Annotated in this window: 10 protein-coding genes and 2 pseudogenes; 6 read left to right on the top strand and 6 right to left on the bottom strand. The window is 61.0% G+C overall.

What is annotated here, in order from left to right; translation table 11 throughout:
* Both ACPYOI_RS07830 and ACPYOI_RS07835 read left to right on the top strand, forming a co-directional pair.
* Window positions 1–213, top strand: a pseudogene (locus ACPYOI_RS07830) (6-aminohexanoate hydrolase); the annotation flags it as partial.
* A 100-nt stretch (window positions 214–313) separates the two neighbouring features.
* Complete coding sequence (locus ACPYOI_RS07835) at window positions 314–1,471, top strand: GGDEF domain-containing protein (RefSeq protein ID WP_481422744.1); 1,158 nt, start codon at window positions 314–316, stop codon at window positions 1,469–1,471.
* Between the two features lie 16 nt (window positions 1,472–1,487).
* On the opposite strand, the gene ACPYOI_RS07840 is transcribed toward ACPYOI_RS07835, so the two are convergent.
* From ACPYOI_RS07840 to ACPYOI_RS07860, 5 genes are all read right to left on the bottom strand, one after another.
* Window positions 1,488–2,852, bottom strand: a complete 1,365-nt coding sequence (locus ACPYOI_RS07840) for a cytochrome-c peroxidase (RefSeq protein WP_481422745.1) — start codon at window positions 2,850–2,852, stop codon at window positions 1,488–1,490.
* Window positions 2,853–2,873: 21 nt separating this feature from the next.
* Complete coding sequence (locus tag ACPYOI_RS07845; protein WP_481416366.1) at window positions 2,874–4,502, bottom strand: phospholipase C; 1,629 nt, start codon at window positions 4,500–4,502, stop codon at window positions 2,874–2,876.
* Window positions 4,503–4,834: 332 nt separating this feature from the next.
* Window positions 4,835–5,827, bottom strand: coding sequence for a WD40 repeat domain-containing protein (locus ACPYOI_RS07850; RefSeq protein WP_481416365.1), 993 nt, complete (start codon window positions 5,825–5,827; stop codon window positions 4,835–4,837).
* Window positions 5,827–6,933 (bottom strand): CobW family GTP-binding protein, encoded by a 1,107-nt coding sequence (locus ACPYOI_RS07855; protein ID WP_481416364.1) that lies wholly within the window; start codon window positions 6,931–6,933, stop codon window positions 5,827–5,829. Before ACPYOI_RS07855 ends, ACPYOI_RS07850 begins: the two co-directional genes overlap by 1 nt.
* Before the next feature lie 124 nt (window positions 6,934–7,057).
* Window positions 7,058–7,849 (bottom strand): creatininase family protein, encoded by a 792-nt coding sequence (locus ACPYOI_RS07860; protein WP_481416363.1) that lies wholly within the window; start codon window positions 7,847–7,849, stop codon window positions 7,058–7,060.
* Window positions 7,850–7,858: 9 nt separating this feature from the next.
* Between ACPYOI_RS07860 and ACPYOI_RS07865 the strand changes: the two genes are divergently transcribed.
* The 3 genes and pseudogenes from ACPYOI_RS07865 (at window position 7,859) to ACPYOI_RS07875 (ending at window position 10,551) form a co-directional block, all read left to right on the top strand.
* Window positions 7,859–8,449, top strand: a complete 591-nt coding sequence (locus tag ACPYOI_RS07865) for a MarR family winged helix-turn-helix transcriptional regulator (protein ID WP_168831417.1) — start codon at window positions 7,859–7,861, stop codon at window positions 8,447–8,449.
* A gap of 108 nt (window positions 8,450–8,557) precedes the next feature.
* Window positions 8,558–9,580 carry a LacI family DNA-binding transcriptional regulator gene (locus tag ACPYOI_RS07870; protein ID WP_168831418.1) on the top strand — a complete coding sequence of 341 codons (1,023 nt, stop codon included), beginning with the start codon at window positions 8,558–8,560 and terminating at the stop codon, window positions 9,578–9,580.
* A 15-nt stretch (window positions 9,581–9,595) separates the two neighbouring features.
* Window positions 9,596–10,551 (top strand): annotated as a pseudogene (locus ACPYOI_RS07875) (2-hydroxyacid dehydrogenase).
* Here ACPYOI_RS07875 and ACPYOI_RS07880 read toward each other — a convergent pair.
* Window positions 10,540–11,325, bottom strand: a complete 786-nt coding sequence (locus ACPYOI_RS07880) for a gamma-glutamyl-gamma-aminobutyrate hydrolase family protein (RefSeq protein ID WP_481416361.1) — start codon at window positions 11,323–11,325, stop codon at window positions 10,540–10,542. The pseudogene ACPYOI_RS07875 and the gene ACPYOI_RS07880 sit on opposite strands and share 12 nt — an antisense overlap.
* Before the next feature lie 291 nt (window positions 11,326–11,616).
* Here ACPYOI_RS07880 and ACPYOI_RS07885 point away from each other — a divergent pair, with 291 nt between their 5' ends.
* Window positions 11,617–12,723, top strand: a complete 1,107-nt coding sequence (locus tag ACPYOI_RS07885; RefSeq protein WP_481416360.1) for a TRAP transporter substrate-binding protein — start codon at window positions 11,617–11,619, stop codon at window positions 12,721–12,723.

A 12,723-nucleotide genomic window follows, 5' to 3' on the forward strand; every position in this document is an offset into this window, starting at 1 on the left:
GCCTATGGCTATGGTTGGTTCGAGCGGAGCCTTGGCGGCGAGAACGTGCATTTCGCCTGGGGCTACGGCGGCCAGATGCTCTACATCGTGCCTTCGCTCAAACTGACTGTGGTGATGACCTCGCAGGAGAGCGGACCATCGGCGCGAAACGGCTATCGGGATGCACTGCACGGCGTGCTGGCGGAGATCATAAGTGCGATGCGGGCTGCCTGAGCCCGGCGGCAAATTCATCGGCTGCTAAAGTTTTACCGAAGCTTCCAATAAAACTGCAAATCGGAGGCGGTAGAGTGCGCGACAGAATCGGGAGTGAGCTGTGCTTCTGGACCTGCGCACGATCTATTTCATTATCGCCGTGAGCTGCCTTGTTCTGGGCGTTCTCCAGTTTGCCGCCTATGCGACTGGCCGCTTCGAACGCTGGCCGCTCTGGTGGGGCGGGAGTAACCTGCTTGTCGGCATCGGCTCCCTCCTCGTGGCGTTGCGTGAGTTTGCTCCACCCTATGTCTCCATCGACGGTGGAAATGTGATAACCATTGCTGGCTACATGCTGATGTTCTTCGCTGTGCGCATCTTCGCAGGACGGCCCATCGCATGGCGATCCTGCTGGCTGGTCATTCCTGCGGCCTGCCTGCCGGTCGTGTTCTTCATGAGCAATCCGGAAGCGGTCTCCGCGCGGCTCCTTTATGTCTCAATCATCTGCGGCCTCTGCGATCTTGCCGTCGCGCGGGAGGCACTCGGCATGGCAAGGCGCGAGAGGCTTTATTCGGCTGGTCTTCTTGTCGGGTTATATGCATCCACGACGATGATCTTTGCTGTGCGAAGTTTTCTCGCGGCGACAGGCAGGATCGGCGGGCCGGATCCCTTCGGCAGCAGTCCGATCCATAGCTGGATGGCCGTATCGGCCGTGGTCTTCGTCATGCTCCGCAACATGGTGATGGTGCTGATCGCCGCCGAGCGCAGCGGCAACAAGCTGATTGCGCTCGCCCGGCGGGATCCCCTGACCGGCACGCTGAACCGGAGCGGGCTTGCCGGCTATTTTTCCAGCCTCAAGGCCCAGAGTGTTTCGCTGCTCGTCATCGACATCGATCACTTCAAGACGCTCAACGATACCCATGGACACGCCGTCGGCGACGACATTCTGCGGATTTTCGCCGCCGCCGCGCAGGGTCTGCTCCGCAAGGAGGATGTTCTCGCGCGCCAGGGCGGCGACGAGTTCGTGGCGGTGCTGCGCGGCCAGCCGCTCGATGCGGCGGTCGCGGTCGCCGAGCGCATCCGCGACGCGCTGACGGAAGCCGTCGCCGTGCGTCCCGATCTTGCAGCCTCGCCGACGCTCAGCATCGGCGTCGCCGAAGGAAAGGCGGGACTGGAAAGCCTCGATGCCATCCTGCAGAGGGCCGACGAAGCGCTCTATCGCGGCAAGCGGCAGGGCCGCGACCGCGTGGAAGCCTACCGGCCGGAGCACCAAGCGGCATGAAGCACGCCGCCTGCCTTTAATTCCCAGCCTTCCGTGCCTCCATATCGTAGCCGTCGGTCAGTGTTTTCAAGAATGCGACGACATCGGCGATTTCCGCATCATCGAGGGCCGGCTGCTGACCCGGCTTGCGGTCGAGTGGCGCGTCGATCACGTCGACATTGGTGCGATACTGCTCCGGCAGATCGTCATATTTCAGCACGCTTCCGTCGGCAGCCTTTGGATAGATAGTCTCCGGATTGGTGTCGCGCTTGACGTAGAAGCGGACCACATCGTCCAGTGTGTGGAAGACGCCGTTGTGGAAAAAGACATGACGCGCGGCGGCGTTGCGGAGAGTCGGGGTCTTGAAGAGGCCGCAATTGGCCGCTTGCGCGGAATAATCGTCGTGGCGCAGCGGCCCGCAGATGCCGAGATCGAAATAATGCGGATCGGCATTAGCCGGAATGGCTCCATTTCGCGGCGCGCCGAGCGCTTCGAATTCATAGTCCGTGAAATCGGGGAAGCGGCCGTCGGCCGTCACCTTGTCGAGATGGCATGACGCGCAGTTGCCCTTCTTCGGATCGTCGAAAAGCTTGAGCCCGCGCATCTCGGCCGCCGAAAGCGTGGCTCTGCCGCGCAGGTAGGCGTCGTACTTGCTCGAATAGGAATGGAAGGATGGCTCCTCGATCTGATAGCGCGCGAGTGCGAAGCCGGCTTCGGCGACCGCCATGTCCTGATCGGCGAGAATTCCGGCCCCGAAAAGCGCAGACAGTTCGTCGCCGTAGCGTTTCTTGATCTTGCGGTAGAGGGCAGCCTTGTCCGCATTGGCCATCTCGAAGGGCGACATCAGCGGGCCTGTAGCCTGCTCTTGGAGCGAGTCGGCTCTGCCATCCCAGAACATGCCACCCTGTGGCACCAGGTCCGGGGCGGTCGAATCCGCCTTGATGCCAGCCTGCGCAGTCATGGGTCCGACAGGTGCGGTGGGCGCATTGGCAAGCGATACGCCAGATGCCTCGGTCATCGGCGCCGCCTCCGCCGCTTCGTCGGCAGCGCTCTCTGCCCCGACGGCGAAAAGGGGTGTCGCCGCCTTGTAGGTCAGGCTAGGCACCGCGCGAAGTCCCGGCTGGTCGAGATGAGGGCCGCCGAGCTGCACCACGCGATCGTTTGCCGGCGCGTAGTGATTGTTCGGGTCGTGGCAGCTGGCGCAGGACATCTGTCCGCCTGCCGATAGCGCCGGATCGTAGAACATTTTCTGACCGAGCCGCGCAACCGCACTTAGCGGTGTCGCGCCGGCTTGCGCGGCCGGCTCCAGCTTTTGGCTCGCCATGCCGATGGCTGCACTCGCGAATGAAATGCCCGCGAGCGCCACCAGGGAAACGGCCTGTCTATAGGATATGCCGGACAATGCCGTTTTCCTCTTCTCTGTTTAGGCAGCCGGCTCGCCGGTCTTCGTGTCGAGGATCAGCTTGGCGGCGTTCCCGTTAGACCAATCGAACATATTGTCGAGCGATCCGGCAATGGCATCGAAGGAGCCGCCGCCAATGCGCTGGCCGCCCATCCAGTTATCTTCGATGAAGCGCAGAACGGAGGTCTGATCCGTCAGCGTGTGGTCGACATAGTTGGCCTTGGCGTAGGGCGAGATAACGAGCAGCGGCTGGCGCGTGCCGTAGCCGCAGCGGCCCTGCGCCGGCTTGCCGTCGACGCCCGGCAGCGGCGTGCCTGTGCCGCAGGTGCCGTCGTTCAGGACGTCATAGCCCTTCACCGGAATATTCGACGGATTGACCACGGCATGGGCGTGATCGTACCAGCCGTCGGAATCGTCATAGAGGATGATGATCGCCGTGTCTTTCCAGTCCGGAGAATTCTGGACCGCGTTGATGGCGGTCGTGACGAATTCCTGCTCGTCGAGCGGATCGGAATAGCCGGCATGGCCGTCCTGGTACGCCGGAGCCTTCAGGAAGCTGACGGCGGGCAGGTTGCCGTTCTTCAGCGCGGCGTAGAAATCGGTCATGTCGTACTGGTGGTTGGCGCCGCCGTCATTGCCGGTGCCGATCGCCCCGACGGAGGAAGGCCGTTTATGCTGCGGGTTGGCCGTCGAGGCATAGTACTGGAACGGCTGATGGTGAGGGATGTAGTCGGCACTGCTCGTCTTCGTCACGTCCGAGGTCGTGGCGCGTTTGCAGCCGGTCGTGCCGTCGCTGTTAGTCGCGGTCAGGTCGAAGCCGCCCTCGAAGAAGCCCCAGGTGATGCTGCGGGCATTCAGGAGGTCGCCGATGTTCTTGCCGTACATCAGGGCCGTCTGGCCGGCCGAGCAGCCGTCGCCCGTCGGATCGAAGTCGCTGATTGCCGTCCAGCCGCCGTTACCGTCCGGCACGATCCTACCCTTGGAATAGGTACCGTCCTTTTCAAGCGTGTAGCCCGGCGGGAGGATGACCCCGTTGGTCTGGCCGGAGATGAGGTTCAAGGCGCCCGGCGTCGAGGGGCCGAAGTTGGTCGAGAAGGAATTGTCATTCATGGCGTAGCGCTGAGCGTAATTCCACAGCGCTGTGACGGTGTTGCCGTCATAATAGCCCATGACCTGGCCCTTGGTGCCGAAGGAGCCGGCGCCGCCCTTTGTTCCGCGGCCGGTATTGGCAGGGAAGAGGTCCATGGCAAAATTGTCATAGGCTGCCTGTTCGGCGGTGTAGCCGTGATTTTGCGATTGCGTCGCGGCCTGGGTCCGATCGAGACGGAAGGGACCTGCAGCATCGGCGCCATTCGCGCTGTTGGTCTTGTTCGGATTGATGTCGAGCAGGTTGGCGGCGGCCAGCGTGTTGATGTCCGTCGGGGTATCGGCGGCGGCGGTGAACTTCGGCTCGCCCTCAACATTCGCAGCCTTCGGATAGGTCGCGAAATAGTGGTCGAACGATACGTTCTCCTGGAAAATGACGACCAGATGCTTGATGGGGGTCGCGGTATTCGGCGTCGCCGTGTCGGCGATCGCGGTGGAACAGAGCGAAACGAGAGCTATTGCGCTGCCGGCGGCCAGCGCGACCCGACGCGAGTATCGAACCATTATCGTATCCTCTTGCAGTGAAAGCGAAAGCCCGCGCGCGCAGTGGGGGTCCCGGAGGGCGCGGGCAGACAGTGGCTATCAATGCCATGTGTCGGCTGCGTAAAGCCTCGCGCTGTTCGCGGAGCAGCGTGCAAGTGATTTGAAATGGCTAACGGGTTGAAATAATTTTAATAATCATCGGTCCCGCACCCTTCGCAGGTGGCAGCGTGCTACACTATGCCACGCGGGATCGGTCAAGATGTCGCATAGAGGCCCCCGCGGAAAATCGTCCGCGGCCGGGCAAGCCGTCGCGGAGAGGACTCCGCGCCGGGTTGGTGTTTGTTACCGGGAAATCAGGCCGATATATCGACAACGCCGCAATCGCCGGCTTCGGAGGCGAAGGCGAGCAGCTTGCCGTTCTTGCTCCAGCTCATCGAGGTGATCGCGCCCTTGCCGGGGCGGCGGATCAACGCTTCCTTGCTGTCGGCAAGGCGGACGGCAAGGATCATGCCGTCGATGAAGCCGATTGCCAGGATATCTTCGGCCGGGTGGAACTTGACCGAAGTCGCCATGATGTTGGCGCGCGTGCCGAGTTCCAGTGGTGCCTTGCCCATCGGACCATCCTTGCCCTGGAACGGCCAGACGATCGCCGCCGGCGCTCCCGATGATGCAAGCCACTTGCCCTTGGGAGACCAGGAGAGCGACTTCACCTTGGCCGGATAGCCGGTCATGCGCATGTGGCGCGGCTCGTTGTTGGATTTGACCTCGAGCTTCCAGCCGTGCAGTGCATTTTCCTGCATCGTCGTCACCAGGAAGTTGCCCTCCGGCGAGAAGGTGACGCCGGTGTGAGCACCTTTCCATTCGAGGTCGACCGGCTTGGCGCTCGTCGCGACCCAGTGCAGCGAAACGCCATTATAGCGGGCTGCGGCAATGCGCAGGCCCTTCGGTGCGAAAGCGAGGCCCTCGACGGTGCGTTCTTCGGAGAATTCCTTCGTTTCGCCGTTGGAAAGACGGACGAATGTGCTCTTGCCATAGGAATAGGCGATGGCGCCCTGAGGACCTGCAGCGACCTGCGAAATCCACTTGCGCGGCGCGCTGGCAATTTCGCTGACGCTTGCATCGGCACCGATACGCAGCACCTTGCCGTCTTCGCCGCCGGAAATCAGGCTTTCGCTGTAGGGGTCGCGGATGCAGGTGAGCATGCCGCCCTGATGGGCTTCGGAAACCTTCTCGCCGCCATCCAGCCGGTGAAACGTGCCGTTGGCATTCGCGAAGAACGGAACATCACCTAAAAATTCGACGGCCAGGATGTGGCCGTCGAGATCAAGCGGTGCAACTGTCGGCATCAGGCGGCAGCCTCGCACGCCTTGAAGGATGCTTCGAGCTTTTCGCGGTCGAGTTCGCGGCCGATGAAGACGAGCCGCGTCTCGTGCTTCTCGCCGTCCTTCCACGGACGCTGATGGTCACCCTCGATGATCATGTGCACGCCCTGGACGACATAGCGCTCCGGATCGTCCTTGAAGGCGATGATGCCCTTGAGGCGCAGGATATTCGGGCCTTGCGTCTGGGTGATTTTCTGGATCCAGGGGAAGAAGCGCTCGGCATTCATCTCGCCGCCGCGCAGCGACACGGACTGAACCGTCACGTCATGGATGGCCGACATGGCGCCGTGATGATGGTGTTGGTCGTGATCATGACCATGATGGTGGTGATCATGGTCGTGATCGTGCGCATGGTGGTGATGGTCGTGATCGCAATCCGGACCGCACGCGTGGTCGTCGTGATCGTGTTCCAGGAAGTTCGGATCGTTTTCCAGCGCGCGTTCCAGATTGAAGGCACCTTGGTCGAGTACGCGGGCGAGATCGACGCCGGAGCGGCTCGTCTTGTAGACGCGGGCGCTCGGGTTGATGGCGCGCACGATGTCCTCGATCTGCGCCAGTTCCTCGGGCGTCACGAGGTCGGTCTTGTTGATGATGACGACGTCGGCAAAGGCGATCTGGTCTTCGGCCTCGCGGCTGTCCTTCAGGCGGAGCGGCAGGTGCTTGGCATCGACCAGGGCGACGACGGCATCGAGTTCCGTCTTGGCGCGCACGTCGTCATCCATGAAGAAGGTCTGGGCGACCGGCACCGGGTCGGCAAGGCCCGTGGTTTCGACGATGATGCCGTCGAAACGGCCCGGACGGCGCATGAGGCCTTCGACGACGCGGATCAGGTCGCCGCGCACCGTGCAGCAGACGCAGCCGTTGTTCATTTCATAGATTTCTTCGTCGGATTCGACGATGAGGTCATTGTCGATGCCGATCTCGCCGAATTCGTTGACGATGACCGCATATTTCTTGCCGTGGTTCTCCGACAGGATGCGGTTGAGCAACGTCGTCTTGCCGGCGCCGAGGTAGCCGGTGAGAACGGTAACGGGGATTGGCTTCTGCTGAGTCGGAATTGCGTCGGTCATGGGAACCTCGAAGAATGGGCTGGCCGCCGAAGGGGCTCGAAAATGGTCGGTCACATATAAGGAGTTGGAGGCGGCAGTTCAAAGGGTTTTATAATGTTATAAGATCACATTGCGGTTGACTGCTCTATCGGAGTTCGGACGCATCGAACGCATCCACGTCCTGCAGCAGTTCCACCAGCTCTTTTACAGAGTGCGCGATCAGCGCTTCACCCTTTTCGGCCGTGGCCGCGGCTGCGTTCCCTGCCGCGCCCCTATCGTTGAGATCGGACATTTTCCAGCCGAAGGCGTGCGGCCCGTATGCTCGCAGATGCGTGAAGCGCGCTGCGAATTCCGCCTGCCGCGAAGGAAAGTTCTCCGCCTTCGACATGGCGACCTGACGCGGATGCAGCGCCAACATCACCGAGGTTTCGATGTCGCCGCCATGGATGTCGATTGCCTTGTCCTCAGCGGAAATCACCGCTTCCGGTACGCCGAAGCGGGTCCAGCTGGTTGCAACGGCAAGCATGTTGAATTTCACCCGGGCCTCGGTTGCGACGATCGTCATCAGCGGCGAATTTCCGCCGTGGGCGTTCAGCAACACCAGTTTCCGGAAGCCAAGGCCGTGCAGCATTCCGGCAATTCCGAGCCAGCGGTGGATCGCTTCGCTGTAAGTCAGCGTCTTTGTGCCATCGACCTCCATGTGCTCGATAGAATAGCCGATCGGCTCCGCCGGCAGGAAGGTCACAGGCAAAGCGGAAGGAAGGGCGTCCTTCAACCGCTCGACTATCCCTTCGGCGATCAGTGTGTCAGTTTCGAACGGCAGGTGCGGCCCATGCTGCTCATGCGCGCCAAGCGGCAATACGGCGATCCAATTCCGGCGGTCTTCAGCCGGAGTTGAAGGATCGTTGTCGGCGAAGTTCCGGGCAGGTGCTGTCATACAGTTTCGATGCCCCTTGTTTATGACGTGAACCTGCGCAATGTCATAACGCAGCGTTGTCACGTCTTAAAGATCCAAGGGATGGCGATGGGGAAGAAGAACAAGGACGGCAAGAAGCAGAAATCCAAGAAAAAGGATCATACCGAATATACGGTCACCGATCTTTCGCCGGCTTTGACGCAGGCCGCGCGGTCCATGCGCACGGTGCTCTCTCGCAATCTCTTCCAGAGCGGGCTCTATGCCGGCCAGGATGGGGTCATTCTCTCGCTTGCCGAAGCCGACGGCATGACGGCAGGCGGGCTTGCGCAGAAACTCGGCGTCAAAGCACCGACCATGACCCGCACGATCGGCCGCATGGAAGCCCAGGGCTTCCTGGAACGCAAGCCGGACGCCGACGACGCGCGGCTGACGAAGGTCTTTCTCACTGAGCAGGGCCGTGGCAGCGTGAAAGCAATCGAGCAGGCAGCATCTGCCTGCGACCACCTGGCCACGCTCGACTTTTCCGACAAGGAAATCCGCAACCTCGTGCGCCTGCTGAAGGCAATCGATAATAACCTTCAGGCCGAGGCTGCACATTTCGAAGAGCCTGAGGAAATTTGACAATCAAATGAATTTCGGTTTGCCTCTCCGCGTTTAATCTTTTAATTAAATATTTTAAGGGGCGTTTTCGCACGCCCTACATCTCGCGCGGCGCAAGGCGGAGGATGCGTGGCTCAAAAGATCAAACTTTCAACGATTGCTGAAACGCTTGGTATTTCAACGGCAACTGTATCGCTTGCCTTACGCGATAGTCCGTTGGTGGCTGGCAATACAAGGGAAAAGATCAAGGAACAGGCGCGCACGCTGGGTTACATCTATAACCGTCGTGCTGCCAGTCTGCGAACATCTCGCTCGGGTATCGTCGGCGTCGTCGTGCACGACATCATGAACCCGTTCTACGGCGAAATCCTGAAGGCGATCGAAAGCGAGCTCGATCGCAGCCGCCATACCTTCATTCTGTCCAACCACTACGACTCAGTGGAGAAGCAACGCACCTTCATCGAGACGCTGCTGCAGCTCGGCGGTGACGGCGTCATCATGTCGCCGGCGATCGGGACACCGCTCGAAGATATGCAGCTTGCCGAAGACAACGGCATGCCCGCGATCCTCGTCGCCCGCTCGATGGAAGGGTCCGCCCTGCCGACCTATCGCGGTGACGACAGCTATGGCATTTCGCTCGCGACTAATCACCTGATCGGCCTCGGCCACCGGACGATTGCCATGATCGGCGGGACGGATCAGACCTCGACTGGCCGTGACCGTTACCAGGGTTACGTCAACGCATTGCGCAAGGCGGAGATCGAAGTCGATCCTAACCTGCGCATTCCCGGTCCGCGCTCGATGCAGGGCGGATTCGAGGCGGCGGTCCACTTTCTGTCGCTGCCGCAGAAGCCGACTGCCGCCGTCTGCTGGAACGACCTTGTTGCCATCGGTCTCATGAACGGTATTGCCCGCGCCGGTCTTGTGCCGGGTAAGGACATATCGGTCACAGGCTATGACGACCTTGAGGAAGCCTCCCTTTCGACGCCGGCGCTGACGACGGTGTGGAACGGGCAGGCGGAAGTCGGCCGGCTTGCCGCCCGAGCCCTTCTCGATCGCTTAGCCGGAAGCCACGAACCGGATGGCATTCATCTCATCAAGCCGGAAATGCGCATCCGCCAGTCGACCAGCCCTTACAGAGCCCGCCAGTAAGACAGAGGAAAAGCTATGCCCCGCATTGCCATTCTCGTTCCCGGGAAGATACACGAGCGTGTGCTTTCGGCCTTGAGGGACCGTTTCGAGGTCATCGCCGTCGAAGGCGAGGAGACGCTCAAGCTCGATGCGGAAACCGCAAGCCGTGTTCGCGGGGCAGCCGTCAGCGGGGCGTTCCCTGGTAAATGGATGGATCAACTGCCCAAGCTCGAAGTGATCGCAAGCTTCGGGGTCGGTTATGACGCGGTGGACGTCAAGCACGCCGCGGAAAAAGGCATCATCGTCACCAACACGCCGGATGTGCTGAACGACGAGGTCGCCGATACCGCGGTCGGTCTGCTGCTCAACACGATCCGCGAGCTGCCGCGGGCGGAAAACTGGCTGCGCGAGGGCCACTGGAAGCCGGGTGCTGCCTACCCGCTGTCCCGCTTTTCCTTGAAAGGCCGGCATGTCGGTCTCTACGGCCTCGGTCGCATCGGCCAGGAGATCGCCAAGCGGCTTGAGCCCTTCAAGGTGAAGATCAGCTATCACACGCGCAACAGAAATCCGGACATCGCTTACGATTACCATCCGACGCTGAAAGGCCTCGCTCACGCCGTCGATACATTGATCGCGATCGTTCCGAAGACGCCGCATACTCACAAGACGATCGATGCGGAGATACTTTCGGCGCTCGGTGCTGGCGGCGTTCTCATCAATATCGGCCGTGGCTGGACGGTGGACGAGGCAGCCCTCGTTCGGCGTTGAAAAGCGGTGCGCTGGGTGCGGCGGGCCTCGATGTCTTTTACGACGAGCCGGTGGTTCCAGCCGAGCTGCTGAGCATGCCGAATGTTGTGCTGCTGCCGCACGTCGCCTCGGCCTCGATCCCGACGCGTAATGCCATGGCCGCTCTCGTTGCAGACAACCTCATCGCGTGGTTCGAGAAAGGCGCGGCGCTGACGCCGGTGCCGGAGACGCCGTCAAAGCGCTGATTGCTTGGTTGCGGCCGGTTGCTGCTGCCTGCCGGCCGCATATTCCCGCACCGCCTCTCCGAACGCTGCGAAAATCTGGTTCGAGGCCTTGTCGGTCTCGGCCCAGTATTCCGGATGCCACTGCACGCCGACGGCGAAAGCCTTGGCATCGATCACGGACACAGCCTCGATCGTTCCGTCCTCAGCGATTGCCTCCACCTGCAGCCGTGGCGCGGTCTTGGCGATCGCCTGGCGGTGCAGCGAGTTCACCTGGATTTCACCGGGACCAATGATGCCTGCGATACAGGACCCCTCCTTGACGAAAACGCTCTGGCGGATCGCATACATGCCGTCCCGATCGACATCCGCCGGCTTGCGATGATCCCAAATGCCGTCCTGCTCGTGGATTTCGCTGGCAAGTGAACCGCCGAGTGCAACGTTCAGCTCCTGTATGCCGCGGCAGATTGCCAGCATCGGCACGGCGCGGTCGATCGCGCGGCGGATGAGGGGCAGGGCGGTTGCGTCACGCGCGGGATCGAAGGGCCCATCGCTTTCGCGCGCTTCGGCACCATAGAGCGACGGATGAACATTGCTTGCGGAGCCGGAGACGAGCAGGCCGTCGACGCGATCGAGGATCGCATCCGCGTCATATCCCGCCTCGAAGGCAGGGATGATGAAGGCCATGACGCCCGCCGCGTTCAGCGCCGCACGCACATATTGATGCTGGACGGCATGCCAATCGGTGCCGTCAAAGGTTCGGATATCAGCGGGAACGGCGACAATCGGCTTGGTCATTTTTAGTCCGTTGAACAATCCATTTTGTCTATTGTGAGAGCCGAAGTCCGCACCAAAGTCAACTTCCCAGCGCAACAACAGGCCCATTTACGGCAAGTGGGAGCACTCGAAGGCGGAATCCCGCTAAACCGCTGATTTTGGAAGCAAACACCGCGCCTGCCAAATTGCTGCCGTGATGCCAAAGTCTCATAGACTAAAGCTTGAAACGCAGGCGGTCACATGCTTAGCTCGCGCCCATTGCCGCGGGGGTAGGGAAGAATGACCGCAGCACCATCTATACGGGAGGTTTTGATGGATCGTCGATCGTTTATCAAGAAAGCTGGAACTGCGGGCGCAGGTGTCGTTGCGGCAAGCGCACTGGCCGCACCGGCTATCGCGCAGGAAAATCCGAAAATTTCGTGGCGCATGACCTCTTCATTCCCGAAGAGCCTGGACACGATCTATGGCGGCGCGGAAGACATCGCCAAGCATGTTTCTGCTTCCACCGGCGGCAATTTCACGATTCAGCCTTTCGCGGCTGGAGAGATCGTCCCGGCACTGCAGGCAGTCGATGCGGTGACCTCCGGTACGGTAGAGGCAGCCCACACCACCTCCTATTATTTCGTTGGCAAGGATCCGACCTATGCCATCGGTACGGCCATTCCGTTCGGCCTCAACAGCCGCCTGACGAATGCCTGGTATTATCAGGGCAACGGCAACACGTTGATGAACGAATTCTTTGCCACGCAGGGGATATACGGCCTTCCGGCCGGTAATACCGGCGCGCAGATGGGTGGCTGGTTCCGTAAGGAAATCAATACGCTGGACGATCTCAAGGGCGTCAAGATGCGCATCGCGGGCATTGCCGGGCAGGTCATGTCCAAGCTCGGCGTCATCCCGCAGCAGATCGGTGGCGGCGATATCTATCCGGCGCTTGAAAAGGGCACGATCGATGCCGCGGAGTTCGTCGGCCCCTACGACGACCTGAAGCTCGGCTTCCACAAGGTCGCGAAGTACTACTACTATCCGGGCTGGTGGGAAGGCGGCCCGACGGTCCATGGTATGTTCAATCTCGAAAAGTGGAGCAGCCTGCCGAAGCACTATCAGGCAGCCCTGAACGATGCCTGCGCCTTCGCCAACACCAACATGCTGGCGAAATACGATATGAAGAACCCGGGAGCGCTGAAGCAGCTGGTGGCCGAGGGAGCGACGCTGCGTCCTTTCAGCCAGGAGATCCTGGAAGCCTGCTTCCAGTCCGCGATGGATCTCTACAAGGAGATCTCCGCTTCGAACCCGTATTTCAAGAAGATCTACGACGATCAGACCGCGTTCAAGCGCGACGCTTACCTGTGGATGCAGCTCTCGGAATACACTTTCGACACCTTCATGATGATCCAGCAGCGGTCGGGCAAACTCTAA

It is taken from the genome of Rhizobium sp. SVR5-2C, assembly GCF_056755115.1.

Coding starts and splice junctions, on each gene's coding strand:
- ACPYOI_RS07845 (WP_481416366.1), bottom strand. CDS start 4,502: ATGGTTCGATACTCGCGTCGGGTCGCGCTGGCCGCCGGCAGCGCAATA.
- ACPYOI_RS07850 (WP_481416365.1), bottom strand. CDS start 5,827: ATGCCGACAGTTGCACCGCTTGATCTCGACGGCCACATCCTGGCCGTC.
- ACPYOI_RS07855 (WP_481416364.1), bottom strand. CDS start 6,933: ATGACCGACGCAATTCCGACTCAGCAGAAGCCAATCCCCGTTACCGTT.
- ACPYOI_RS07860 (WP_481416363.1), bottom strand. CDS start 7,849: ATGACAGCACCTGCCCGGAACTTCGCCGACAACGATCCTTCAACTCCG.
- ACPYOI_RS07865 (WP_168831417.1), top strand. CDS start 7,859: ATGCCCCTTGTTTATGACGTGAACCTGCGCAATGTCATAACGCAGCGT.
- ACPYOI_RS07880 (WP_481416361.1), bottom strand. CDS start 11,325: ATGACCAAGCCGATTGTCGCCGTTCCCGCTGATATCCGAACCTTTGAC.
- ACPYOI_RS07885 (WP_481416360.1), top strand. CDS start 11,617: ATGGATCGTCGATCGTTTATCAAGAAAGCTGGAACTGCGGGCGCAGGT.